The organism is Anabaenopsis sp. NIES-4685 (assembly GCF_059725405.1).
On sequence record NZ_AP043602.1, the window covers coordinates 1,753,646 to 1,778,134 of the forward strand.

Sequence of the window (24,489 nt, forward strand, 5' to 3'; positions counted from 1 at the left end):
GACATTCTCCGGGCTGAAGCCGCGGAGATTCTTGGTTCAACGAGTCCACTTAGATTAGACCCCTTGCGGCCTCTAACCCAGAGGTGGTTCTCTCCTCAAGCGTTAACTTTCCGAGTGCCCCTCGGTAGTTGGATTACTCCAAGAATTTGTTTGATTTAAATTCTGATTCGTCTATTCTCTATGTAGACGCGTAGCGGCTTCCCGAAGGGAAGATTTTACCTATTCGGTGGGTGGGAACTAGAACTATGGAATAGAACCCCATATCTTCAATTTTCAAGGTATGGCTGACCCCACGCTACGCCATCAGATTGCCATTAGGCAGTTGGGTTTTTATACAGGTTGTTTACCTTTCGGTGTTAATATTAATATATCACAAGTTCCAGTGGCGTAAACGCTTTAAACAGCCTTCTCCCAAGGGGAGACGCTGGGCGAACATCCCCTGCCTGACGTAGGAAATACGGCGCAATGCGCCTCTTCCTCACGGTTTTTCGGCATTTTCGTTAGGGCAAAACAGTAAATATCTTTTCAACGAGAGATGTAGATTATTGTCATGCTTTGATGATGGGAATAGAGTATTTAATCAACAATGGGAGAAAACCGCTTATGGGTTGGTTGAAAAGAATTTTTGGATTAGAGAAACCCCAAAACGCACGAGTAAATCCTCCTTCGCAGCAAGTACAGCCAAGTCCTTCTACTACCACATCAATTCCCCCAGAACGTTTAGGCTTGAATGGAGAATACGACCAGAGTGGTTTAGCCAAGCGTGTTGCATTGGCCTTTGATGAAGATTCCCAACTGGGAGATATTGATACTCTCTGGGTGGCTCAAACCGGTACTACTGTGGTGTTAAAAGGTCGGGTTCCCAGTCAGGATATCCTGAACAAGATGGTTGCTGTGGCCCGTTCGGTTCATGGTGCGACAGCTGTGAAGACTGATGAGGTGCAACTTTTAAGCTAATCAAAGCGATTAAACTAGATTAACTACGGCATCCGTCAATTCTGACTCCTCAGAAAGCATGATTTCATCATGGGTCACGGTGAAGGCAGTTGCTTGCAAAGCACGCAATAAAATATTGCGTGCGCCATTTACATCACGAGAAATCTGTATTCCGCAATGTGGGCATTTAAAAATTTTGTTTCCACCTAATTTATAGTGAACATGACCGCAGTTACCACAGGTTTTTGATGTATATGATTCGTTACAAAGCACGACTATTACACCTTTTCTTTGTGCAGCTTGCTTGAGATGTCGCTCAAATTTGTAATGGGAAAGAGTCAGCATTTGCCGTACAGACTTACTGTTGATTTTGCGTTTCTTCCCGCTACGTCCTTTAATCACCATTTGACTAGAATCAAAGGTTGGTAAGTAAATTACTTTGTAGGAATTAACAAGCAAGTTAACAGCTTTGTTATGCAAATCCTTAATTAAATTCTGAATTCTTTCTCTGACACGATTAGCAGCAATACGCATCTTTCTACGTTGACGGCATCTTGTTTTGGCAGAACGACTTATGAGATTATCAAGGTGCTGACACAATCTTTGTATGCGTCCGATGTCTCCCGTTGCAATCTCTAAGACATTCTCGCCATCAAAACCAGTTAAGAAAGTACGATTACCAGGGTCTACTGCTATTACCCTATCACTGCCAGTAGGTACAGTTTCTTTATATTGAGGAAAGCAGCCAAACCATTTACCACGACGGTAAACAAGCTCTGTGCCATATTCGCACTGCTCAGGAATAGTTTGACCAATTGTAGTAAAACCTAAACCTTTTGTTGTGCGCGGATACCAAGTACCATTTTTGAAATTACCAACCTTGAATTGGATAGTTTGGCTTGTGGCATTACAGGTTTTAAATTTCGCACTACCACCTTGAGTGCGAGCCTGTTTAAAGGCATCAAATGCCTCAAAACAAGCTTCTTGACGTTGATGCCCTGGTAAGGTTTTCACCCATTCGGGTACATCCATTTTTTGAGCTATTTTATCTAACTCTTGAGCAGATATCTTGACTTCTTTTTCTGTGCTAGTTTTCTGATCAATAATTACTCTGAATTGAGTATCGTAATTATTGTGAAGATAACTGATACATTGATTGAAGTAATAACGATAAGCAGCAAGCCAACGCTTCCAGACTCGATGTAATTCTTTACTGGGAAATAGCCTGATTTTAAATACACTGTTCGGAGGCTGCTTTGTCGATTCCTTGTGACGCGATTTCTTTTTGTAAGTCTTCTTTGATGCTTGACTTGTATTTTCTAAGCCCGTATAACCTGCTAGAGAAACAGTGGATGCTCGACAGCATATCTTGTACGAGTTCCTGCTCTGGACTGAGCTGGCGGTCATTGAGAACCACGAGTTCGCACTCAAATTTTGTGCATAACCACCTAACCAATTCAAATCCGAATCGGACAAGTCGCTCAGGGTGGGGAAAGACAATACGTTGGATATCGCCGTCGATGATTCTTTCCAGAATGGCGAGGAATTTTTTCCGTTTAAAATTGAGTCCGCTGCCAACTTCTGAAATAATTTCAGCCTCTGGATATCTTGTGCGTAAGTGTTCAAGTTGTCGTTGCAAATCATCTTGCTGGGAATGAGTCGATACTCGTCCATAGCAAATAGTTTTAATTGTCCGGGGTATTCCGCCGATTTTTTCGACTTCTTCGAGGATGAACCGCCTTTGACCGCCTGGTGTACGGATTGCTTTAAGCTTGCCTTCGTTTTCCCATCTCCTGAGACTGGAGATATGGACACCAAGGATTTTAGCTGCTTCCTTGGGACTGACATGCTGCATCAAAACTTCATTAAATCAACTACTTTTAGTCTAGCGTGATTTAGTAATATTTCCGCGTTTTAAGCAAATAATTTACAATTAGTTACACGTCACAGTTACGTAATTAGATGTGTCTGTTAACCCAATCTAGAATTACTTGATTGACTGTTTCTGGACATTCATCATGGGGACAATGGCCGACATTTTCTAAGTTGAGTACTTCTAGGTTCTCGTTATACTGAGTAAATCTCTGCGCCAGTATGGGGGGCACAAATCTATCTTTTTGTCCCCAAATTAGCAGCATTGGTGCTGTAATGCTGGGTAATATAGCTTTGACACTAGGACTAAAGTTAATAGCGATCGCAGCTCTAAACAAGGCCATAAAAGCACGAGGTGCGCCCCGGTCTTGGGGAGGGCCTGCTAAAATTTCTATTAGTTCATCGGTGATAGCTTCTGGTTTGGCGTAAGCCAGACTAGCCCAGCGACGTACAAAGCCGGGTTGACGCACCAAGTGAAATATAGGTTTGAGAAGCCAAGGGGAAGCAACTAATTTTTTAACTGCCATGACCACAGGTCGCATAACCGGCGGGATGGCTTCTTGTTCTAAAGATGGGTCAGGTAAACTCATCATGACTATACCTTTAACCATTTCTGGATGGGCTGCCGCAGCAGCTAAGGAAATCAGCGAACCGTTAGAATTACCGATTAATATGACTGGTTGACGGATAAATGCTTGCCAAAATTCATAGACCTGCTCTACCCACAGTTGTATACTATAATTGGCAGCCGCTTTTTTGGATGCACCAAACCCGAGCATATCGAGGGCATAGACTGTATGATGTTGCCCTAATACTTCTAAGTTATGTCGCCAATGACCAATGGAAGCACCAAAACCATGGAGCAGGATTAAGGGTGTAGTCTTTTGGGAATGTTGACTAGGTCGGATGTAAGTATAACGAGTTTGCCAGCCTCGCCACACCCAATCCCTTTGATTGCCAATTCGTTCTTGCCAGTGTACCTTATTGGTCAATTTTTCCTCCCACTCATCAAAGAGTGCTGAAACCTACACCCCTTGAGGATCAAACTTACTTGGGTTCTAAACTCGTCATACCTCTAGCAGCAATTTCTTTACCCAACACTTCCACAGCTTTAGCGAATTGAGGGTCTGCTAGTGTAGCCAGTTTTTCACGTTGTCTCAACCACAATTCCTGACGCTGCTCATCAGATAATTCCACAGTCACATCGGGAACCACCCCATGTTTATTAATATCTTTACCACTGGGAGTATGATATTTAGCAATTGTCACCGCTAAACCTGAGCCATCTTCTAAAGGACGCACTGATTGCACTAAACCTTTACCGAAAGTTTGAGAACCCACCAAAACAGCACGTTTATTGTCCTGCAAAGCTCCTGAGAGAATTTCACTGGCACTGGCCGATCCTTTATCAACTAAAATCACCAAAGGTTTATCAGTTAAAGCACGTCCCCGCGCCACTTCCCGCTCCTGTTCACCCCCACGGTCAATAGTGGAGACAATCGTACCTCTATCTAGCCACATGCGAGCAATTTCTACACTGGAGTAGAGTAAACCGCCGGGGTTGCCACGTAGATCTAAAATATATCCGTTAACCCGTTGCCTTTCTAAATCCCTAATAGCGCTTTGCATTTCCCCGCTAGCATTGGCGCTGAACTGATTCAGTCGAATGTAACCTAAGTTACCTATAGGAGTTTCCTGTCTAGAATATTTAACTGGATGAATTTCAATGCGAGCCCGTGTGATCTCAAACTGTTTGGCTTTACCATCCCGTTCAATTGTCAGATTGACTTTCGTTCCCGGCTCACCACGAATTAGGGATACTGCTTGGTTAGTATCCATACCCTCGGTACTTTGACCATTAATTGTCTTAATCACATCCTTAGCCAAAATGCCGGCCTTAAATGCGGGTGTATCATCAATGGGGGAAATTACCACAATCTGCTTAGTTTCTTCATCTTGACTAATTGTGATCCCAATACCTGTCAGTTCCCCTGAAGTGTCCACTTGCATATTCTTGAACTCTTGAGGATCCATAAACCGGGTGTAGGGATCATCTAGCCGTTTGAGCATTTCCCGGATGGATGTATAGGCATCTTCCTGACTACTGTACTCTTTGCTCAAGTACTCCTGCCGCACAGCCAGCCAATCAACTTGATTAAAAGTCTCGTCTACATATTGGCGTTGGACAATTTGCCAAACCTCGTCTACCAATTCTTTGGGACTTGCTTTAAATAAAGCCTGACCTCGCGAGTGAATGCCAAGGCTAGTAACAGCAATGGTGGAAAGCGTCACCGCCGTAGCACCCAAAACAAGTCTACTTTTTGTAATCACCATAATGACAGCTGCGTCAGAGGGAGGAATGTATAGTCAGTATGCCCAATCTAACACAGGGTTGCACTGTAGAGACCAGACATGTGTTACTAATTTCATTAAATTACTTGACAATCCGGGGCGACTCGGCATTGAGGAGGGGAGAAATTTTCCCCAATACCCACCTGTTCAAGGTTCTACCCAACGTCCATCTGCCTTAATCAGGTTAATCAATTCCTCTACACCTTGTGTTTCTGGGACTTTTTTAATTTCTTCTCGACCACGATATAAAGAAATGTAACCGGGTGTTTTACCAACATAACCATAGTCGGCATCTGCCATTTCTCCCGGACCGTTGACAATGCAACCCATAACTGCTATGTCCAACCCAGTTAAATGTTTGGTAGCTTCCCGGACTTGGTGTAAAACTTCCTCTAAATTAAATAAAGTCCGCCCACAAGAAGGACAAGCAACATACTCCACCATTGTTTTGCGCAATCCTAAAGCTTGCAGAATGCTGTAACAAACCGGAATTTCCTTTTCTGGTGCTTCTGTGAGTGATACGCGAATTGTATCGCCAATACCATCACTTAGTAATGTAGCAATGCCCGCGGTGGATTTAATCCGTCCATATTCCCCATCCCCTGCTTCTGTCACACCCAAATGTAGGGGGTAATCCATACCCTGGTCATCCATGCGCTTGGCCATGAGACGATAGGCGGCTAGCATCACGGGAACCCGTGAGGCTTTCATGGAAATTACTAGGTTACGGAAATCTAAGGATTCACAAATGCGAATAAATTCTAAGGCAGATTCTACCATGCCTTCTGGGGTGTCCCCGTAGGTAAATAGCATCCTTTCCGCCAGCGAACCATGATTTACCCCAATTCGCATGGCTTTACCTTGATCTCGCAGGGAAACTACTAAAGGTTCTAGAGTTTCACGGATTTTTTCGCCAATTTCTTCAAATTCGCTGTTGGTATATTCGGTTCTATTGGAGTTTGGTTTCTCAAACACATATAATCCCGGATTTATCCGTACTTTTTCAATGTGCTTGGCGACTTCCAAGGCAATTTTCATGCCATTGTGATGCACATCGGCCACAATTGGCACGTCTTGGTAAGTTTGAATTAATCTTTTTTTGATCTCCGCCATCACTTTGGCATGAGCCATACTGGGTACTGTGACCCGGACAATTTCACAACCAATTTCGTGTAAACGACGAATAGCTGCTACGGAACCATCTATATCGAGGGTATCCTCGTTAATCATCGACTGCACTACTACTGGGTAGTTACCCCCAATGGTGACATTTCCCACCTTGACGGGACGAGTTTTACGCCGCTTAATGTTAGTATCAAAAATTGCTGGATTTGCTTTATTGTCAACGGTTGTAAGATTTGGCAGAGTTTGCATAACCTAATGAGGTAAATTGACTGTAGTTAAAATATCAGATTAAAGGTCTCTGTATCTCAGATTGCCACAGTTAGACCCTTTCTGGACAGTAAAATTGATTTGTCTGACGATGAACAACAGGTTCATGGCCTGTTGTTCAAATAACCTTGGGGGTCTTTCGCTACCCAACCTAAATCGGAATTAGAACGGATTTCAAAATGCAGGTGTGGTTGCCTGACAGTCGGCTCCCCAGTCGTGCCTACGGTTCCCAATAAGTCGCCTTGATTAACTTTTTGACCTAAAGAAACCTGAATATCACCAAGATGACCGTAACGGCTTTGGATACCGCCAGCATGGTTAATGATCACTAATTGGCCATAAGTACCCTGTGGTTGAGCAAATACTATAGTTCCCGGAGCGATCGCTTGTACAGGAGTACCTACAGCAGCTAACAAGTCCACGCCACTATGAAAAAACACTTCACCAGTGGTAGGATGAATCTGCCAGCCATAAGGAAACATCACAGTTGTGACTGACTGCAAAGGATAGCCACTAATAGATATAGGCTCTGTAGACCCATTAGAGTCAGTTATGGGGCGGGGTGCTGACCCATTTACCCCGGGAACAAATACAATTCTGGGGTCTTGTTGGCAACCATTGATTTCAAACAGGGTATCAGCGCGAACCTCATATTTTTCCGCCACCTGTCGCCAATTTTGACCCCTAGGTACTTGTACAACAATGCCATTGTAGGGAGGAATTTGCAAATTGCTCCCTACATTGGGCTTTGCGGTTCTCAGATCCGGATTCATTTCGATGAGTGTTGCCGATGTGAGATTGTACCGCTGTGCTATGCTCTCCACAGTTTCACCACGATTAACTTGATGGCGCACGAAGCGAGATAATGCCGGAGTTGGGCAACTAGGGGCTGCATGAGCAGTGTTTGAGCTTACAGGGGTGGATGTTAAACCCATAGCACTAAGTAGGCTATACAGCAAAACTAGACGATAAGGAAAAGTCATAAGATCAAAGTCAAGCGATCGCTCAGTTTAGATTTTAGTGGGGGAATGGGGCTGTGGACAGGTACAGCAAAACTCAAAAGTCAAATCCTGACTATGAGAATTTTGTCATGTCCCAATTGCCCTGTAGCTTATTGTCGTTTTATTTGTGAAATTATCTGTTAACTTGTCCATTGCTTGACTACACTGAGAAGTTAGCAACTGCAACGTTTTGTTGAAACCTATTGACAATCTCAGGTCTAAAGACGCGCTCGTTTCCACACATCTGACAAGGTTTTATGAAGTTATCCTTAAAACAGCTAAGTATTTATCTATCTTTACTGACAATTGGTACCGGTGCTGGGGTGTTCGGTAGTCGTTATCTTGTACCACATAACCGCCATTTTCAAGAGTTACGGAATGTAACCGCACCCTTACCTTCAGAGTCTGTGGTTCCTCATCGGTTGGGGGGACCCATGGGCACTACTGGGGGTGATAACCTGAATTTTATTGCTACGGCAGTACAAAAAGTCGGACCTGCGGTAGTACGTATTAATGCTACCCGCAAAGTGGCTAACCCCATCTCAGATGTTTTGAAAAATCCCCTCTTACGTCGATTTTTTGGCGAAGATGAGCAACCAATTCCCAAAGAACGCATTGAGCGCGGTACAGGTTCGGGATTTATTTTAAGCGAAAATGGCCTATTGCTGACTAATGCTCATGTGGTGGCAGATACAGATACTGTGCAGGTCACTCTCAAAGATGGTCGAACTTTTCAGGGGCGGGTAGTGGGAGTTGATCTGACTACAGATCTGGCAGTGGTGAAAATTGCCGAAAATAAATTGCCTACGGTTAAGTTAGGCAATTCACAAAAATTAATCCCCGGACAATGGGCGATCGCTATTGGCAACCCTTTGGGGTTAGATAATACTGTCACTATTGGCATTATCAGCGCTACGGGGCGCACCAGCGCTCAAGTTGGCGTCCCAGATAAGCAAGTCAGCTTTATCCAAACTGATGCAGCCATTAACCCCGGTAACTCTGGCGGTCCCTTGTTAAATGCCCACGGTGAGGTTATTGGTGTTAACACTGCTATCCGCGCCGATGCTCAAGGTTTGGGCTTTGCTATCCCCATTGAAACTGCTACGCGTATTGCTAATCAACTATACAATCAAGCCACATCAAGTGATAGTCTGCAAAAATTGCCCGATTGACAATTAAGTATTAGACAAATTCTCTAACTGCATCCTTTGCTCCATCTGGCGGAGAAAGTATCCTGTCATCATGGCCGATGAGAGAAGCCCCGCTAAGTTCTCCTTATCTGTGGTAATTTGCACGTTAAAGTTTTCCAGGGGGAGCATTCCCACTAGTCCTTGGACGTTTTGGGAGATTATGTGTTTAATTTCCGGGCTCACGGACTGAGCGACACGGGCTAGAACTTCAGGAGGCTGATGTTGTAAATATTTGAGTAACTGATTCGGATTTTCGTCGAAGTGGTCATTGAGAAGCTGATTGGAGTTTTCCTCGGAATTGTCATTCAAAAAGTCAGGGTCAAACACCATTGGCAAATTTGAGCTTAGTTGCTGATTCTAGTGTGACATACTTCTACAGTTTGACATAGCTCACAATCCTAAATTAGGGTGATCCCTTGACGGTTCTTCACAACTGGCTACACACAGATATCAATCAGCCGCGCGGCTCTCTTGTTTGGGTTTGGTGGTTTAGTTCTAGTTGTTCTTCCGGGGGCTGCTGTTCTAAGATTTGCGACAAGTTTTCAATTTGGAAATACTGATAAAACTTGGGTGTGACTTGCAGTGAGTAGGAGCGAGAATCATTGTCTCGCCGTTTCCTCACAAATCCGAGTTCCACCAGTTCCGGTACGTGTTGATATACTCCTGAACCTCGTAGTTCAATTAAATCAGTTTGGAGTATGGGGTTATTCAAAGCGATGGCGGCTAAAGTCCGCAATGCACCTAATCCTAATTCTACAGGAATCAGCCTTTGTACTAAGTCATGAAAATCAGAGCGCAGTTGCAAACTGTAACCATTGGGGGTTTCTAGGATTTCTAAGGCGCTATCTCTGTGAGCATAATTATCCATTAGTTCCATGATTCCCTCTTCGACTGTAGCGCGATCGCACCCTGCATACTCAGCGATTTCACCCAGGGATAAAGGCTTACCTTTTAAATACAGAATCGCTTCTATCTTAGTTGCTGTAGTCATTGGTCATTAGTCGTTGGTCATTGAATCAAAAATCCCCGCACCTTGACACTGGGGAATGTTCACCCCATTATCGTTGGCTGAGGATAAATTCAGCCATGGCCAAATCTTGGGGAGTTGTCACTTTCAAGTTTGTCTCTTCTCCCGGGACAATTCGGACTTCAATACCGCATCTTTCAAATAAAGCAGCATCATCGGTGACTTCCCAGCCTTGACGAAGGCCTTGAGCGTGGCACTGTTTTAATAAGTTAACATTAAAGCCTTGGGGGGTTTGTGCTGCCCATAATTGCTGACGGTCGGGGGTAGTTTGAATGATGCCATGCTTATCTACGACTTTGATTGTATCTTTCACGGGAACCGCAGCAATTAAACCAGAACATTCTTGGATGGCTTGGGCGCATGAGTTGAGTAAGTCTGGTGTCACCAGACATCTGGCCCCATCGTGAATTAATACGTGTTCTGCGGTGTCTGGAAGCGCCTGCAAGCCATTATAAACTGATTCTTGACGGGAGAGACCGCCAGGAATAAATTCTACTGGTTTAGTCACGTTTAGATCGGCGACAATTGCCTTGAAGTCCGGCCAGTCAACCGGTTGAGAAATAATCCCTATCCATTTGATTGTACTGGCCGCTGCGGCAGCTTTGAGAGTCCAAGCAATAATTGGTTGCGATCGCACTTGCAGGAGGAGTTTATTGCGGGTTCCTCCCATTCTTTTGCCGGTTCCAGCGGCTGGAATAAGTAAATGCACAGAAAACCTCAATCAATTAATAACTGATCATCAATGACTAATGACTAATAATCAATAACTAATGACTATATTCACCTAAAATAAGAGCGAGTACGCGTGAATAAATATTATGCGAGTAGTAGCCCTTGTTCCTGGCGGAATTGGCGACCAAATTCTTTTCTTCCCGACTCTAGATGACTTGAGGCGTTATTACCCTAAGGCTCAGTTAGATGTCGTTGTGGAACCCCGGTCAAAGGCTACCTACCGGGTGAGCAAGTCAGTTAATGATGTCCTGACTTTTGATTACACAGACCGCAATAGTCTGGCTGATTGGAGTAATTTCGTGGGGATGATTCGCGATCGCGAGTATGATGCGGTGATCACTCCGGGAGAAAGTTGGTTAATGGGTCTTTTGCTGTGGCTAACTGGAATCCCTACCCGCGTTGGCTACAAAGGCAAAGGAGCAGGTTTTCTGACTGATTCTGTGCCATACCAACCCAACCAGTACAAGGCGGCAGTTTACCACGATTTGCTGCAACCCTTTGGGATTAAAACCCCTTGCCCAGAGTTAGCAGTGAGTCTGCCTAAACCGGATATTGACTGGTCACAAAATGAACAAAAACGCTTGGGAATAAATGACACAGGCTACATATTAGTTCATGCTGGTTCTAGTGATATCTCTCACACAGGTTCAGATCAACTCTACCCTCTAAAACACTGGGAGCAAATCATTCAAGAATGCCAACACAAGCAACCGGATTTGCCTGTGGTGGTGATTCGCGGCTCTGAAAATGAGCAGGTTTGGCGATCGCTCCTGGAAAGAACCACCGGGATTAAGCTGACTGCTCCTGATAACATTGGCAAATTAACCGCCATGATTGGGGGAGCAAGTTTGATGTTATCTACTGATGATCCACTACTTCATTTAAGTGTAGCAGTGCAAACTTATACTATTGCCCTGTTTGGCTCTACAGATCCAGAATCGGTGTTGCCCAAAAATGATAAGTTTCTGGCGATTAAATCACCAACGTCACAATTAGCAGATATTTCACCCCAAATAGTTTTGCAGAAAATTTGGGGCGGCTAAAATCCTCCTACACCTCTTGAGAGGTGTAGGCTTTTCAAAGCATCTCAAACAACCCATCATCTAGGTCATAACCCAGCATTTGCGCCATAGACTTTAACCGGGGATAGCTGGGGATACCTTGTTCCTTGAGCCAATCACCTAATATAAAAATTTTGTGCATGAGAAATATTTCTAAGGCTTCTGGGTTATATTGAATACCTTCTTTTGCACTGAATTGGTGTGGTACAAGCATGGCAGTATAACGGGCTAATTCCCCGGATTTCCAATCTAGTAAAAATGGTAGCCAGGGATATTTAGCATCTAAACGGACAAACCATAGACGCAACTCTGGGATTTCTGAAAGTTCCCGGGGATCTCCGGGTGATAAGGCATATTGGATATTAAAGCTTAACTGCTGTTCCCAGGATGCCATCCCTTTGTCTTCGAGTAGTTGCGTAATCACCTTCAAGGCAGGTGAGATATCTAGATTGTTAACGTGGTCGGTATCGACTTGAATTGTAATCGTCATGCTCAAAAGTAGGATCGAGAATCACCAGCTTTGCTGGGTGTGATGGCACATTATTTGCACCCAGTTATTTTTTTACCTGTGTATGTCTAACTTGGCAAACTTGACACCTGCCTAGGGTTGGACATTTGCTATAATTGTAAGTTAAAGTTGTAATGAGTTTGTTTAAGAGCAGAGTGTAATCAAACAAACCCTAATCACCAACGGACAATCACCACATTAAATTGTAAATTCCCAGAGCCAGACAAAATCGGGAAAATACCCTTATAGTTAACCAACTTAACTATGCAAAATCACTCGATATCTCCCAAACCAATTCGTTCCCTAGAGGAAGCCCTGGATAGGTGTCAACTCTTGGGGATGCGCGTCAGTCGCCAGCGCCGCTTTATTTTAGAATTGCTGTGGCAGGCTAATGAACACCTTTCTGCTAGAGAAATTTATGCTCGTCTCAGCCAGCAGGGTAAAGATATTGGTCACACTTCTGTTTATCAAAATTTAGAAGCCCTATCAAGTCAGGGCATCATTGAGTGTGTTGAACGCTGTGACGGGCGTTTATACGGTAATATCAGTGATTCCCATAGTCATGTCAACTGTATTGATACTAATCAACTGCTGGATGTGCATATAGAACTACCCGCAGAATTAATCCGTGAGGTGGAAAAACAAACAGGAGTCAGGATTACTGAATACAGTATTAACTTTTATGGTTACCGCCATCCCCAAAAACCAGAATAATTTTTAACGGGATTTTCACCAATATTCCCACAAAATTGGCGTGACAATTAACCCACGAGAATGTCATACTCAGGAGGACTGCAATAGTTAAAGCTAAACTTGGGGGTTTTCATCATCAGCCGATCTCAGCGCGGTTTGTGACTGAGTTTCCCGCGTACTATATCTTATGAATAATAAACCCCTAAAATTATTGTTAATTGACAAAGATGCCATATTCCGGTTAGGACTACGGGTAGCTTTGTCAACAGTGCCTGACATCGAAGTAATATCGGAAGCAGAAACAGATACAAGGGCCTTGCAGATACTAGCAGAACTGGCTCAAAAAGACCCCAACCAAGTGAACTTGGTAGTTTTAGAATTAGGTAATGGTCGCTCTATTTCCAGTCAGCAGCAAGGATTACAACTGTGTCAACAAATCAAAAACCAATACCCCAAACTACCAATTTTCCTACTGAGTTCTGTTCAAGAACCAGGATTGCTGTTAGCCGTACGTGCTACTGGCGTTAATGGCTACTGTCCTAAAGGTACTCCTATTTCTGAATTAGTCGCTGCTATGGAAGCAGTAGTAGATGGTGGTTGTTATTGGTTTCCTCCACAGGGAAGCCTTGATTCCACTGCGGATTATTCCATCACGCCATCACCTACTCTTCCCCTGGTCAGGGTGCGGAAAAATTGGTATTTGTCGGGGGTTGCTTACATTGAAGCAGATTTAGGCGCAGTGATGACGCAATTACAAATCCCTGGGATCCCGTTAATAGATCGAGCTGTTCTGGCTGGAAAAAGACGAGAACTATTAGCCGCGCGTTGGTTACTCAGTCGGTTATTAGTTTCGCCACAGGAAAGAGAACCGGAACAGCAGAAACCGGCTGTAATTCCAGTATTCAGTAGTGAGAATGTGAGATTGAAGGTAAAAGAAGAACCTACTTTAGCGCCTCTACTTAGCCCGCGATCGCTACAATCTGATCTATTTGCAGTATGTGTGAATAAATTACAATTTTCTTTACAAAATGTCACAGATGTGGCTTTAGAAATTGATATTTTTCGGGAAGATAAAAGACGGGAACTACTGTATTTAATTCTGCAAAAACTGGCGCAAAACCTAGATGAATTGCGTGTTCCTCAAGTAAGCGGCGCTCAATTAGAAAGCTTAAAAGACACAATATTATATGATTTATGGCAAGGAGTAATTACAGATTTCTTTGGCAAATTTTATCGCGTACAAGTAGGTAACCAAGATATAGAAGTTGTCAATTTATTGCTGCAAAATTATCGGGTGGTACAAACAGAGATCATCAATAAAATACCCCTAGTACTAGAGTTATTTTCTTATTTAGTATTTCAGACAGACTTGCACATTGATAATACCACCTACCCTGGGGGTACACCTGAAGCGAAATCCCAAGCATTAATAATTTTAGAAAATTTATTGATTTCCGTAGCCAATAGTGTAGTGCAACCATTGCTCAACTCTTTAGCAGACGTAGAAGACATTAAACAGAATTATTATGATCGCCGCTTAATTTCCACAAGAGAAATAGAACGCTTCCGCAATGAGTTATCATGGAAATACCGTTTAAACAAGTATATCAATGAGCCTAAAAGCATATTTGAAAGTACCTATGAGCTATTTGTATTAGCACCGCGTGGGATTGCCAAAACTGCAATTTATGCCCCCCGTGGTCAGGAATTAGCCCAGCTTTCTGGTATTCCCCTATTAGTGACACTGGTACTAGAATTTCGAGATGCGATCGCGCCGCGGTTGAAATCATTATTATCTATTGTGGGTAGCGGTATTGTTTTTTTGCTCACTAAAATAGTGGGACGGGGTTTAGGTTTAATCGGTCGTGGTATCCTCCAAGGAATTGGTAGCGTATCTTTAACAGAAAAGAACTTTAAGCGTCATAGTGAGCGACCGAAATAAGCCGATTACCAATTCCAATCGCGGCGGAAATGAAAAAAGCCTTCGAGAAAATCTTGTAAAGCATGATTGGTATTTAACCTTTGCTGACCCCACTGTGTGGCTGTATCTTCAATAATCTGGGAAAAGCTAGGATAGACACAACACAAAGAAGCTAAATGTTTAACGGGAATTTTTCGGGACATAGCCAAAGCAATTATATTAATTAACTCCGACGCTTCCTCCCCCAATATGGAGGCTCCCAAAATTTCCCCATTGCGGTGTACAATCAAATTACATATACCTGTAGTTTGATCTCGGAGTTGGGCAGCTGGGATTGATTTATAATACTGCCGTAAAACTAAAACCTCATCGGGTCGAAATTGGCGTTTTACTTGGACTGGTGTTAAACCGACTTCCGCTAACCGGGGATGAGAATTGAGACCCCAGGGAATGCAGCGATAATTGACTGTAAATCTGGGAAAAAACAAGGCATTTTTGACAGCGATTCTCGCTTCATAATTAGCAACATTGGGAAAATCATAACCCCCAATCACATCGCCACAGGCGTAAATACGGGGATTAGTAGTTTGTAATTTATCATTGAGCAGTAAGCGACGTTGCCGCCATTTCACACCTACAGCACCTAAATTCAGGTACTCTAGGTTTGGTTGCTGTGCAGTTGCTACTAGGATTTGGTCGGTTTGAATAGCTTTATTTCCTACCTGAACCCACTTTTTACCCTCAATTAGTTTGACTTGAGTTACTGGTTTTTGAGTCAGGACACGCACACCATCAACTTCTAACTGTGCTTGCAGCAGGTGGGCTATTTCTGGGTCGGCGTAGGGGAGAATAGATGCAGATTTCACTGCTAAGGTGACACTACAACCCAACCGCGCCAGAGTTTGGGCTACTTCAATACTTTGGGGAATACCGCCAATAATTACCCAATTTTGCGGTAAGGTTGGTTGCTTGAGAGTTTGCCAAATATTAGATAATGTCAAGTAACCAGTGGGTTGTAATCCCTGAATTTCTGGATGGTACAAAACAGAACCAGTGGCTAGTAAGTAGGTACGCCCCCGCAATAGGCGTTGATTTACGGTAAAGCCTAAATGGGGTAAGGATTGAAATTGACCAGTACCCAGGATGACATCTACACCCAGAGCTGCTAGGTTAGCCAGAGAAGTTTGTGCTTGGATGTGGTCGATCACACCGTGACTATACAACCTGGTTTCTGTCCAGGTGAGTGATGGTTGTGTGGTGTGAATTCCCCGGCCAGCAACATCATTGAGGTTATGGAGGATTTTAGCAACTTCGCTGATGGCTTGATGTTGACTAAAGCCATAATTTAGTTGAGACTCCACTAAAGCCACGGTGGCTTTGAGTTGGGTTGCAACTAGGGCTGCATAGCGTCCGGCAACAGTACCACCAATAATTACTAAGTCGTAATCAATTGTCATTGGTTATTGGTCAATGGTCAACAGTCAAGGAATATAAGGCTGTGAGCAGACGTTGGTTATCAGACTCCGAACGGACAGCAACCCGGAAAAAGCGATCGCCTAATTCTTTAAAGCTGAGGCAATCACGAATTAAAATTTGGTGATGCTGGAGTAATTGTTGTTGTAATTGAGAACTCGATGATTGTGATCCTACTAGTAGGAAGTTAGCACTGCCTTCTAGAGGCTGCAAACCTGGAATTGAGGTTAAACCTTGAAAAAGTTGGTTTCTTGCCTGTGGTAGCCATTTCCAGGTGCGCTCTTGAAACTCTTGATCTTGGATAGCGGCAATGGCGGCGGCGGCGGCTAGGGTGTTTACAGGCCAGGGATCTCGCCATGATTGCCATTGAGCCAGACGGTCAGGGTGGGCGATCGCATAGCCTAATCTCAGTCCGGGGAGACTGTAAAATTTCGTTAGCGATCGCAATACTACGAGATTTGGATATTCTTGCACCATTCCAATGAGACTTTGTTCCTCATCGGGGGGGAGAAAATCCATAAATGCCTCATCCAGCACCACCAAGGAATATTGCTCTAAATAAGGCAAAATCGCCCCCCTGTAGAATAACCTCCCTGTGGGGTTATGAGGATTATTTAGCAATAATCCATAACTTCCTGGTGAAGATAAAGGATATGAAGCAGAATTTATTCCTATTTCCCATTGTCCAGTTGTCAAAGAAAGGGGAAACTCCAGGATATTAGCATTATATGCCGTTAGTGTTCGGTAATAATCGCCAAAGGCTGGAGTAACTAAGGATGTTGCGGATAAATTCGCTAACTCTCTCCCGGCTAAAGTCAGTAATTCCGCTGAACCATTCCCTGGCAGAATCCACTCAGAAGGTAATTTATGAAAGCCTCCTAAAGCAACTCTAAGTTCACTGTAATCTGGTTGTGGATAGTGCCTAAGATTACTAATTTGGGAATAAATAGCCGCGATCGCGCTATTTGGTGGTCCCAAAGGACTGATGCTGGCAGAAAAATCCAGAATACCTTCAGGTGGACAGCCAGCTAGTGCTGCCGCCCAGGCTAAATTTCCACCGTGAACTGGTTGCTGCATCAATAAGAGGTTCCCTAAAACGTTATCTATTCTTTGGGTTCTTTTGGGGGTGCAACCTTTTCTCTAAACAGCTTACCAGCCGAGAAAGCAGGAACCCTAGTGGCAGGAATTTCCATCTTTTCGTTAGTTTTGGGGTTGCGACCTTCACGAGCCTTGCGTTCTCGTGATTCAAAGGAGCCAAATCCTACTAATGTTACTTTATCCCCAGAAGAGACAGCTTCAATAATAGTCTCCAAAGCAGCAGTTAACACAGCATCGGCTTGTTTTTTAGTAACACTAGCCTTTTCAGACACTGCATCAACTAATTCACCCTTGTTCATATCAAACTCCTTGATCTTTACTTGAGATTCTCGACAGTTGCACTGTGTGGCATCTTTGATTAATTCTCCCTAGAGAGAATTAGAAAAGTCGCTCTTTGGGATTATTGATGTTAGAAATACCTGTATATCCCATCAGATCGACTTTTCAATGAATCATTCTAAGGTGTTGTAGCCTGAACTGGATAGATGAAACCATTAATTTATATAGATTTCGGGTTTTTTTGTGCTTTTTCAGTAAATTTAAACCACAAAATATACATACAAATTGCCGGAATACTGAAAAATGCCCCAGATTTTTTCAGCTTTTGCTCTCAACCTGGTCATGGGTTAAGAGCAGATTAACATGATCAACTGACTGATACTTGACAATTTTTGATAGACTAAGCAACTGATTTTGACAACTTTTCACCCCTTGCAAATGTAATCATCAGGCTAAAATGATCCGATTGCGAAAATTCAAACAACTAGTTATTTGGGCATTGGTAGGCTTACTTACTAGTTGGTTAGTAAGTTGTAATACTGCTAATAATACAGTATCTCCTGCGGGTACACAAGCAACTGTTGAGTTTTGGACGATGCAACTCCAACCTCAATTTACTGACTATTTCCAAGGTTTGATTGCTAATTTTGAAACGGAAAATCCCGGTATCAAGGTCAACTGGGTTGATGTGCCCTGGGCGGCAATGGAGAACAAAATTTTAACATCTGTCTCAGCAAATACACCACCTGATGTGGTCAATCTCAATCCAGTTTTTGCTTCTCAACTGGCGGGAAGAAATGCTTGGTTAGACTTAGATCCCAAAATTTCTGATGCAGAACGTTCTTCTTATCTACCGAATATTTGGAAAGCTAGCACCCTGAATGGTAAAAGTTTTGGTATTCCTTGGTACTTGACTACCAGGCTAAATATTTATAACACTGATTTATTGCAACAGGCAGGTATTAATAAAGTACCGTCAACCTATGCAGAATTGGCAGATGTCGCCCAGAAAATTAAAGACCAGACGGGTAAATATGCCTTTTTTGTCACTTTTGTACCCCAAGATTCCGGTGAGGTGTTGGAGTCATTTGTACAAATGGGCGTTACCCTAGTCAATGAGGAGGGTAAGGCGGCTTTTAATTCTCCCGAAGGTAAAGCAGCTTTTCAATATTGGGTGAATTTATATCAACAGGGGTTACTTCCCAGGGAGGCTTTAACCCAAGGACATCGCCATGGCATTGATTTATACCAGTCTGGACAAACGGCTTTTTTAGCTTCCGGGCCTGAGTTTCTCAATACCATTGCTAGGAATGCTCCCCAAATTGCCAAGGCCTCCGCGATCGCACCCCAGATTACCGGTGATACTGGTAAAAAGAATGTGGCTGTGATGAATTTAGTTGTCCCCCGTGCTAGTCAACATCCCGATGCGGCCGTTAAGTTTGCTTTATTTGTCACCAATGACAAGAATCAGCTAGCCTTTGCTAAAGCTGCTAATGTTTTACCATCCACAAAACAAGCACTGGCAGATAGTTACTTTCAAAATGTCCCTGATACTGCTTCTACAGTGGAACGGGCGAGGGTGATTAGTGCGAAACAATTGCAACAAGCAGAGATTTTAACGCCAACTTTGAAAGATTCTAAACGTCTGCAAAAGGCGATTTATGAAAATTTACAAGCAGCTATGTTAGGTCAAAAAACTGTAGATCAAGCTGTGGAAGATGCGGCGCAAGAATGGAATAATAGGCTATAGTCTGAGATTTTCACCACATCCCCGACTGGTTCAACAGCCGGGGAGCTATCTCCCCTGTCTGAAAAAATGACCGATTAAGTAGAGAGAACCACACAAAACAACTTGATTATTTTTCTCATTAATAGCTGCATCTAGGGCGGATGTTAAATCTGGATAGGTTTCACATCTGGACAATTCTGGACAAATTTCAACGGCTATTTGGGCTAATTCTCTGGGGTCGGCTGAACTATGATCTGGGACTGGAACTAGATATAATCGGTCTTGCGATCGCAGTAAGGCTTGAAAAATATCTCTATGTTCTTTAGTAGAAAGCATTCCCATCACCCAAGTTAACCCAGGGGTGTGTAAACTGTCTACATAATCTCTTAATGCTTGAGCAGCTGCGGGGTTATGAGCGCCATCAATTAATAATTTGCGGTTTTTCCAACTCACCCATTGCATTCGTCCGGGCCATTGAGTTTTACTCATCCCGTTAACAATCGCTTCTGGGGAAATCTTCCAACCCTGGTTTTGCAGAATTTCTACACCAGCTAAAGCTAAGGCTGAGTTATTTAGTTGAATTTGCCCCTGTAATGGGAGAGGATATTTAATAACCCAGGAGTTTACCTGAGTTTCATATTCAGCCCATCCGGGGGAGATTTCATGAGCAGATTTTGGTGAAATATAAGGGGATTGTAATTCTTCGGCACGCGATCGCACAACTTTTTGGGCATCTGGGGGCAATTTCCCCACCACAACCGGACACCCCGGTTTAATAATACCTGCTTTTTCCCTAGCAATATCCGCCACAGTCGGACCTAATTGCTGCCAATGTTCCCGGCTAATAGATGTAATTATAGTTACTAATGGATCTGAGCAAACATTGGTCGCATCCAACCGCCCCCCCAAACCCACTTCTATCACGGCCACATCAACTTGAGCTTGAGCAAAATACAACCAAGCAGCGGCGGTAATCACTTCAAACTGGGTTGGGTACTCATCATCAGCTTGAATAGCATCTTGGACTTGTAAGATTAATTGGCTGAACTTCTCACTAGTAATTGGCTGTTTATTAATACAAATGCGTTCAGTCCAATCAACTAAATGAGGAGAGATATAACAGCCAGTCTGATAACCAGCTTCAGTGAGTATAGAGTGAAGATAAGCACAAACAGAACCTTTACCATTAGTACCAGCAACGTGAATTACCGGAACTTGGAGATGGGGGTTACCCAGGTTAGCCAATAGTTTGATAATGCGGGAGAGTCCCAGATTAACGCCAAAATGCTGAAACGGTTTTAGTAAAGAATTTATATCCACAAACAGATGAGAAAGACAAGGTATATGAGGGAATAGGGCGAAAATACCCCATTTCCCCCCCCAAAAAACGACTGTCCTGAATTAAGGAAACAGCCGATTTTATCGATAATTTTGTTTAAACTTAGGCTTCTCTGTTCAAAAAGTTTTGTACTTGTCTTAAAGCTGCAGCACCAATGTTAAATGCAGCCCAACTACCAGCAATGACAATGGGTGCAAGAACGATGACTATACGGTAATCGATATCCATATCTAGAACTCCTCTTTTAAGTGAAAATTAAAGTTTTATGAACTGTTCTCATGTTTATTTTTAACCTAATTGGCAAATTTTGCTAGTCCCATGGGATTACAAGTTTCAGCGGGGATTGCAATCATGTTAAGCATTGCTGCCTTCAGGCTAATTACCAATATATAGTTATATTACAATCTTTGGCACTATTTCTGGTGAGCAAAACCAAGATCATTTCCCGTTCCCCCATGAACTAAAGCTAACTTTTTGTAACGTTCTGCGTGTTCTATCAGTTCTGCGGCTTCGTTTTCTGGAACTGGGCGCAATACCTTACCAGGAACACCGACCACTAGAGACCGAGGGGGGACATTCTTAGTTACCACCGCGCCAGCACCAACGATGCTACCATGACCCACTCTCACCCCATCTAAAATAATTGCACCAATGCCAATCAAGCAGCCATATTCAATGTGGGCAGAATGTACCACGGCGCGATGGCCGATAGTGACATGATGTTCTAGAATTGTTGGTAAACCAGGGTCACCATGTAAAATTGCCCCATCTTGAATGTTTGTACATTCCCCAATATCAATGCGTTCTACATCTCCCCTAACTACTGCACCATACCAAATGCTGACCCCGGCTTGAATGTTTACCGAACCTATAACCACAGCATTGGCGGCGATGAAAGCTGCTTGAGAAAAATCGGGAGATGGCCAGTAAGAAGTTGTAGACACGATAGAATATGAATATGGTACCCACCGAACACTGGAGAAGCTCTAAAGTTTGAGGCTTGCTGCACAACCAGAATATCACAGTGTCACCTCTCTCATCTGAGTCAGATGCTAGTGAAGATTGTTTACGCTGAAACTCGGTTTCTTTGCAGCAATGAGCAAGCCTCGACAATAGAGGAGCCGAAGTGTCAAATCCAACTCGCTGGTGCTGGTGAAAACGACAATATGTTTTTATGCACTTCATGATGAATCCAGGCTTGCAGTACCCTATATTTGGCCCTGACATTCAGTGTCCCCACTGTCGTCAGTCTATTCCGGCTCTGACACTCACAGATACTTATTTGTGTCCCCGTCATGGTGCTTTTGAGGCCAACCCTAAAAATGGAGAGTTAGTTCACCTCCAGTCGGGTCGTCATTGGCGACGCTGGAATAATGAATGGTATAGACAGCATACCCATCCCGATGGCATTCGCTTTGAAATCCACGAGGCATTGGATAAGCTGTATACTCAAGGTTACAGGGCAACACGGGTAATTATTGCTCAACGTTATCAGGAGTTGATGAGTGGCTATCTAGAACGTAGCACCCCTTGGCGTTCTGGAGACCCGGAAGCTACCTCAGCACGATTATATGGCTTACCCGTGGATTTTAGCCCCGATGCTTCCCAAGATCCCAGTTGGGATGTGATTAATTTTGATCTGGAAAAGGAACCTGGTGTACCTGTACGCTATCCCTATTTCCGATTATTTGAGTAACAGATGTAGAGACAATCGATCAATTGTCTCTACCAGGGGGTGACTAAATTATTATGCATCACGCTTCGATTCGCACTGCTAATATTCATCGGGCGATCGCATTCTATGAACTGTTAGGGTTTACAGTTTGTGAGCGCTTCACCACAGGCTATACTCTGGCTTGTTGGATGGAAGGTTTAGGGGGGAGAATCGAATTAATCCAAATTCCTCAACCTAAACCCGCACCAGATGCTTTTACCGATGAGCATTATGTGGGTTATTATCATCTGTCTTTTGATTTAACTACAATTACATCCGATTTACCCGGATGGTTGACAAATTTACAATCACGTGTTAATTGTGCAGAGAATTTACCACCCCTGAAAGTACTTTTAGAACCCACTCAGCAGCAAATAGGCGATCGCATTTGGGAGGTGGCTTTTATTGCTGATACTGATGGCTTACCCCTAGAATTTATTCGCTGTCTGGCTCAACTTGATTAGTTACAGGGTGTATTAAACCATGCTACAATTATTCTGGTTTTTTTGTAACATTGTCAAAATTAGTTAATATATTATACCCTTGGCAAAATTTGGTTTAACTACTCAATGACTCGGTTATTTACAGAATTTTATCAAAATATATTGTACCCAATTTTACCTAATGTACTGCGTTTAATTCGCCAGTTCACTTTCCTATGTTTGCTGCTGTGCTTAGTTTTTGCGCTTCAGAGCCAGGCGATCGCCGCTGATTTTACAGATAATTTACTTAAACAGCCACCTAGAGAAATTACGATTAGTTTAGGTAATTCCGCTAATGAACTCAAATTTGAACCAGATCATTTAGAATTTGTCCCTGGTAAACGCTATCTATTACACCTAAATAATCCCAGCCAACTAAAACATTATTTCACAGCCAAAGATTTTGCTGATAGTATCTGGACGCAAAAAGTCGAAGCTGGCAAAGTAGAAGTCAAAGGCGCAATTCATGAACTAGAACTCAAACCCGGTGCAGAAGCAGAATGGTTCTTTGTGCCCATCAAACCCGGAAAATATAGCTTAAACTGTTCTATAGCCGGACATACAGCAGCAGGAATGACAGGAGAAATTGCTATACAGTAACTGATGACAGCAATCGCAAACCAGGCTTGGTAAAAATAAGGTAACTTAAATTTATAGCCATATCAGTCAGTCATCAGTAATTATTAAACTCTCCATGAACATTCTCAGTAACCTGCTCTCCCAAAAAACTCAGCCCCAAACCACACCAAAACAACACCGGGGAATTGAAATTAAATCCCCCCGGGAAATTGAAACCATGCGGCAATCAGCTAAAATTGTAGCTACCGTACTCAAAGAAATTTCTGAGATGGTCAAGCCGGGTATGACTACAGCAGATTTGGACGCTTACGCTGAAAACCGCATCCGGGAAATGGGCGCTACACCCAGCTTTAAAGGCTATCATGGCTTTACCGGTTCCATTTGTGCCAGTATTAATCATGAAGTTGTCCATGGTATCCCCAGCACTAAGAAAGTAATTCAAACCGGGGATGTGTTAAAAGTAGATACCGGTGCTTATTACGAAGGTTTTCATGGTGATTCTTGTATTACCATCGCCGTGGGAGATGTCACCCCAGATGCTGCTAAACTCATCCGCGTTGCAGAAGAAGCACTCTATAAAGGTATTGAACAGGTAAAGGCGGGTGCTTATTTACTTGACTTAGCCGGAGCCATAGAAGACCATGTAAAAAGTAATGGTTTTAGTGTGGTGGAAGGATTTACAGGTCATGGTGTAGGTCGGAATTTACACGAAGAACCTTCAGTTTTTAACTACCGCACCCGGGAAATGCCAAATGTGAAACTACGCGCAGGAATGACTTTAGCAATTGAACCAATTTTAAATGCAGGTTCTAAGCATACTAGAATATTGTCTGACAGGTCGGACCGCTGTAACTGTAGATAATTCTCTATCAGCCCAGTTTGAACATACGGTTTTAGTGACAGAAACAGGTTACGAGATTTTAACAGACCGCACCCAAGTTTAATATACATAGTTTTGGGGAACTCCGGTCCTAATACAAACTTGTCAGTTATATATAGTCTCCTATTTGAGTTGAGAAATTATCAGTGAGGAAAGGGAACACCGGAACACCGGAACACCGGAACAGAAATTGTTCATGAATCATTTAGGATTGCTATATATCATCATTAT

At 43.2% G+C, this 24,489-nt stretch carries 24 protein-coding genes and 2 pseudogenes; 10 read left to right on the forward strand and 16 right to left on the reverse strand.

Going from position 1 to position 24,489, the window contains the following annotated elements; all coding sequences use genetic code 11:
- The first annotated feature begins 603 nt into the window (after positions 1-603).
- Positions 604-957: a BON domain-containing protein gene (locus AC6IZ0_RS07650; RefSeq protein WP_497725673.1), complete on the forward strand. Its 354-nt coding sequence runs from the start codon at positions 604-606 to the stop codon at positions 955-957.
- Between the two features lie 9 nt (positions 958-966).
- Here AC6IZ0_RS07650 and AC6IZ0_RS07655 read toward each other — a convergent pair whose 3' ends face one another.
- The 6 genes from AC6IZ0_RS07655 to AC6IZ0_RS07680 all read right to left on the reverse strand — a co-directional run bounded on the left by AC6IZ0_RS07655 (position 967) and on the right by AC6IZ0_RS07680 (position 7,535).
- On the reverse strand, positions 967-2,166 hold the full coding sequence (locus tag AC6IZ0_RS07655; RefSeq protein ID WP_497726020.1) for an RNA-guided endonuclease InsQ/TnpB family protein: 1,200 nt from the start codon (positions 2,164-2,166) through the stop codon (positions 967-969).
- Position 2,167: 1 nt separating this feature from the next.
- Positions 2,168-2,794 (reverse strand): IS607 family transposase, encoded by a 627-nt coding sequence (locus AC6IZ0_RS07660; protein ID WP_497725674.1) that lies wholly within the window; start codon positions 2,792-2,794, stop codon positions 2,168-2,170.
- A gap of 100 nt (positions 2,795-2,894) precedes the next feature.
- Complete coding sequence (locus tag AC6IZ0_RS07665; RefSeq protein ID WP_497725675.1) at positions 2,895-3,800, reverse strand: alpha/beta fold hydrolase; 906 nt, start codon at positions 3,798-3,800, stop codon at positions 2,895-2,897.
- Positions 3,801-3,855: 55 nt separating this feature from the next.
- Complete coding sequence (gene ctpC / locus AC6IZ0_RS07670) at positions 3,856-5,142, reverse strand: carboxyl-terminal processing protease CtpC (protein WP_497725676.1); 1,287 nt, start codon at positions 5,140-5,142, stop codon at positions 3,856-3,858.
- 165 nt (positions 5,143-5,307) lie between these two features.
- Complete coding sequence (gene ispG / locus AC6IZ0_RS07675; protein WP_497725677.1) at positions 5,308-6,534, reverse strand: (E)-4-hydroxy-3-methylbut-2-enyl-diphosphate synthase; 1,227 nt, start codon at positions 6,532-6,534, stop codon at positions 5,308-5,310.
- Between the two features lie 122 nt (positions 6,535-6,656).
- A complete protein-coding gene (locus AC6IZ0_RS07680) occupies positions 6,657-7,535 on the reverse strand; it encodes a peptidoglycan DD-metalloendopeptidase family protein (protein WP_271733891.1) in 879 nt (292 codons plus the stop codon).
- Positions 7,536-7,810: 275 nt separating this feature from the next.
- Between AC6IZ0_RS07680 and AC6IZ0_RS07685 the strand changes: the two are divergent.
- A pseudogene (locus tag AC6IZ0_RS07685) lies at positions 7,811-8,686 on the forward strand (trypsin-like peptidase domain-containing protein); the annotation flags it as partial.
- A 42-nt stretch (positions 8,687-8,728) separates the two neighbouring features.
- Here AC6IZ0_RS07685 and AC6IZ0_RS07690 read toward each other — a convergent pair.
- The 3 genes from AC6IZ0_RS07690 to ispD form a co-directional block, all read right to left on the reverse strand.
- Positions 8,729-9,073, reverse strand: coding sequence for a DUF760 domain-containing protein (locus AC6IZ0_RS07690; protein WP_271733890.1), 345 nt, complete (start codon positions 9,071-9,073; stop codon positions 8,729-8,731).
- 124 nt (positions 9,074-9,197) lie between these two features.
- Positions 9,198-9,734, reverse strand: coding sequence for an SMC-Scp complex subunit ScpB (gene scpB / locus AC6IZ0_RS07695; protein WP_271732487.1), 537 nt, complete (start codon positions 9,732-9,734; stop codon positions 9,198-9,200).
- Between the two features lie 67 nt (positions 9,735-9,801).
- Positions 9,802-10,479, reverse strand: coding sequence for a 2-C-methyl-D-erythritol 4-phosphate cytidylyltransferase (ispD, locus tag AC6IZ0_RS07700; protein ID WP_497725678.1), 678 nt, complete (start codon positions 10,477-10,479; stop codon positions 9,802-9,804).
- A 109-nt stretch (positions 10,480-10,588) separates the two neighbouring features.
- Between ispD and AC6IZ0_RS07705 the strand changes: the two genes are divergently transcribed.
- A complete protein-coding gene (locus AC6IZ0_RS07705; protein WP_497725679.1) occupies positions 10,589-11,545 on the forward strand; it encodes a glycosyltransferase family 9 protein in 957 nt (318 codons plus the stop codon).
- 34 nt (positions 11,546-11,579) lie between these two features.
- Here AC6IZ0_RS07705 and AC6IZ0_RS07710 read toward each other — a convergent pair whose 3' ends face one another.
- Positions 11,580-12,053, reverse strand: a complete 474-nt coding sequence (locus AC6IZ0_RS07710) for a CRR6 family NdhI maturation factor (RefSeq protein WP_497725680.1) — start codon at positions 12,051-12,053, stop codon at positions 11,580-11,582.
- Positions 12,054-12,335: 282 nt separating this feature from the next.
- Between AC6IZ0_RS07710 and AC6IZ0_RS07715 the strand changes: the two genes are divergently transcribed.
- Complete coding sequence (locus tag AC6IZ0_RS07715) at positions 12,336-12,785, forward strand: Fur family transcriptional regulator (RefSeq protein ID WP_271732491.1); 450 nt, start codon at positions 12,336-12,338, stop codon at positions 12,783-12,785.
- Positions 12,786-12,951: 166 nt separating this feature from the next.
- Complete coding sequence (locus tag AC6IZ0_RS07720; RefSeq protein ID WP_497725682.1) at positions 12,952-14,706, forward strand: DUF3685 domain-containing protein; 1,755 nt, start codon at positions 12,952-12,954, stop codon at positions 14,704-14,706.
- A 5-nt stretch (positions 14,707-14,711) separates the two neighbouring features.
- On the opposite strand, the gene AC6IZ0_RS07725 is transcribed toward AC6IZ0_RS07720, so the two are convergent.
- The 3 genes from AC6IZ0_RS07725 to AC6IZ0_RS07735 are packed head-to-tail and all read right to left on the reverse strand — an operon-like array spanning position 14,712 to position 17,555.
- The gene (locus AC6IZ0_RS07725) at positions 14,712-16,142 is read right to left on the reverse strand and encodes a dihydrolipoyl dehydrogenase family protein (protein ID WP_497725683.1); all 1,431 of its coding nucleotides are present in this window, start codon (positions 16,140-16,142) and stop codon (positions 14,712-14,714) included.
- A 10-nt stretch (positions 16,143-16,152) separates the two neighbouring features.
- Positions 16,153-17,235 (reverse strand): threonine-phosphate decarboxylase CobD, encoded by a 1,083-nt coding sequence (cobD, locus tag AC6IZ0_RS07730; protein ID WP_497725684.1) that lies wholly within the window; start codon positions 17,233-17,235, stop codon positions 16,153-16,155.
- A gap of 26 nt (positions 17,236-17,261) precedes the next feature.
- Entirely contained in the window at positions 17,262-17,555 is a 294-nt protein-coding gene (locus AC6IZ0_RS07735) for an HU family DNA-binding protein (protein WP_200989291.1), read from the reverse strand.
- 437 nt (positions 17,556-17,992) lie between these two features.
- On the opposite strand from AC6IZ0_RS07735, the gene AC6IZ0_RS07740 reads away from it, so the two are divergent.
- Positions 17,993-19,285 carry an ABC transporter substrate-binding protein gene (locus tag AC6IZ0_RS07740; RefSeq protein WP_497725685.1) on the forward strand — a complete coding sequence of 431 codons (1,293 nt, stop codon included), beginning with the start codon at positions 17,993-17,995 and terminating at the stop codon, positions 19,283-19,285.
- Positions 19,286-19,330: 45 nt separating this feature from the next.
- On the opposite strand, the gene AC6IZ0_RS07745 is transcribed toward AC6IZ0_RS07740, so the two are convergent.
- The 3 genes from AC6IZ0_RS07745 to AC6IZ0_RS07755 all read right to left on the reverse strand — a co-directional run bounded on the left by AC6IZ0_RS07745 (position 19,331) and on the right by AC6IZ0_RS07755 (position 21,547).
- Complete coding sequence (locus AC6IZ0_RS07745) at positions 19,331-20,584, reverse strand: bifunctional folylpolyglutamate synthase/dihydrofolate synthase (protein ID WP_497725686.1); 1,254 nt, start codon at positions 20,582-20,584, stop codon at positions 19,331-19,333.
- A 121-nt stretch (positions 20,585-20,705) separates the two neighbouring features.
- Entirely contained in the window at positions 20,706-20,831 is a 126-nt protein-coding gene (locus AC6IZ0_RS07750; protein WP_271732501.1) for a photosystem II protein Y, read from the reverse strand.
- Positions 20,832-21,016: 185 nt separating this feature from the next.
- A complete protein-coding gene (locus AC6IZ0_RS07755) occupies positions 21,017-21,547 on the reverse strand; it encodes a gamma carbonic anhydrase family protein (protein WP_271732502.1) in 531 nt (176 codons plus the stop codon).
- Positions 21,548-21,789: 242 nt separating this feature from the next.
- Here AC6IZ0_RS07755 and AC6IZ0_RS07760 point away from each other — a divergent pair, with 242 nt between their 5' ends.
- The 4 genes and pseudogenes from AC6IZ0_RS07760 to map all read left to right on the forward strand — a co-directional run bounded on the left by AC6IZ0_RS07760 (position 21,790) and on the right by map (position 24,322).
- Entirely contained in the window at positions 21,790-22,299 is a 510-nt protein-coding gene (locus AC6IZ0_RS07760; RefSeq protein WP_425332610.1) for a TIGR02652 family protein, read from the forward strand.
- 53 nt (positions 22,300-22,352) lie between these two features.
- A complete protein-coding gene (locus AC6IZ0_RS07765) occupies positions 22,353-22,781 on the forward strand; it encodes a VOC family protein (protein WP_271732504.1) in 429 nt (142 codons plus the stop codon).
- 105 nt (positions 22,782-22,886) lie between these two features.
- Positions 22,887-23,399 (forward strand): plastocyanin/azurin family copper-binding protein, encoded by a 513-nt coding sequence (locus tag AC6IZ0_RS07770; protein WP_497725687.1) that lies wholly within the window; start codon positions 22,887-22,889, stop codon positions 23,397-23,399.
- A gap of 94 nt (positions 23,400-23,493) precedes the next feature.
- Positions 23,494-24,322, forward strand: a pseudogene (map, locus tag AC6IZ0_RS07775) (type I methionyl aminopeptidase).
- The last annotated feature ends 167 nt before the right edge of the window (positions 24,323-24,489 follow it).

What these genes read in the sequence shown, in the direction of transcription:
- AC6IZ0_RS07650 (WP_497725673.1), top strand. Translation starts at nt 604, where the DNA reads ATGGGTTGGTTGAAAAGAATTTTTGGATTAGAGAAACCCCAAAACGCA.
- ctpC (WP_497725676.1), bottom strand. Translation starts at nt 5,142, where the DNA reads ATGGTGATTACAAAAAGTAGACTTGTTTTGGGTGCTACGGCGGTGACG.
- ispG (WP_497725677.1), bottom strand. Translation starts at nt 6,534, where the DNA reads ATGCAAACTCTGCCAAATCTTACAACCGTTGACAATAAAGCAAATCCA.
- AC6IZ0_RS07680 (WP_271733891.1), bottom strand. Translation starts at nt 7,535, where the DNA reads ATGACTTTTCCTTATCGTCTAGTTTTGCTGTATAGCCTACTTAGTGCT.
- AC6IZ0_RS07690 (WP_271733890.1), bottom strand. Translation starts at nt 9,073, where the DNA reads ATGGTGTTTGACCCTGACTTTTTGAATGACAATTCCGAGGAAAACTCC.
- scpB (WP_271732487.1), bottom strand. Translation starts at nt 9,734, where the DNA reads ATGACTACAGCAACTAAGATAGAAGCGATTCTGTATTTAAAAGGTAAG.
- AC6IZ0_RS07705 (WP_497725679.1), top strand. Translation starts at nt 10,589, where the DNA reads ATGCGAGTAGTAGCCCTTGTTCCTGGCGGAATTGGCGACCAAATTCTT.
- AC6IZ0_RS07710 (WP_497725680.1), bottom strand. Translation starts at nt 12,053, where the DNA reads ATGACGATTACAATTCAAGTCGATACCGACCACGTTAACAATCTAGAT.
- AC6IZ0_RS07715 (WP_271732491.1), top strand. Translation starts at nt 12,336, where the DNA reads ATGCAAAATCACTCGATATCTCCCAAACCAATTCGTTCCCTAGAGGAA.
- AC6IZ0_RS07720 (WP_497725682.1), top strand. Translation starts at nt 12,952, where the DNA reads ATGAATAATAAACCCCTAAAATTATTGTTAATTGACAAAGATGCCATA.
- AC6IZ0_RS07725 (WP_497725683.1), bottom strand. Translation starts at nt 16,142, where the DNA reads ATGACAATTGATTACGACTTAGTAATTATTGGTGGTACTGTTGCCGGA.
- cobD (WP_497725684.1), bottom strand. Translation starts at nt 17,235, where the DNA reads ATGCAGCAACCAGTTCACGGTGGAAATTTAGCCTGGGCGGCAGCACTA.
- AC6IZ0_RS07735 (WP_200989291.1), bottom strand. Translation starts at nt 17,555, where the DNA reads ATGAACAAGGGTGAATTAGTTGATGCAGTGTCTGAAAAGGCTAGTGTT.
- AC6IZ0_RS07740 (WP_497725685.1), top strand. Translation starts at nt 17,993, where the DNA reads ATGATCCGATTGCGAAAATTCAAACAACTAGTTATTTGGGCATTGGTA.
- AC6IZ0_RS07750 (WP_271732501.1), bottom strand. Translation starts at nt 20,831, where the DNA reads ATGGATATCGATTACCGTATAGTCATCGTTCTTGCACCCATTGTCATT.
- AC6IZ0_RS07760 (WP_425332610.1), top strand. Translation starts at nt 21,790, where the DNA reads ATGAATCCAGGCTTGCAGTACCCTATATTTGGCCCTGACATTCAGTGT.
- AC6IZ0_RS07765 (WP_271732504.1), top strand. Translation starts at nt 22,353, where the DNA reads ATGCATCACGCTTCGATTCGCACTGCTAATATTCATCGGGCGATCGCA.
- AC6IZ0_RS07770 (WP_497725687.1), top strand. Translation starts at nt 22,887, where the DNA reads ATGACTCGGTTATTTACAGAATTTTATCAAAATATATTGTACCCAATT.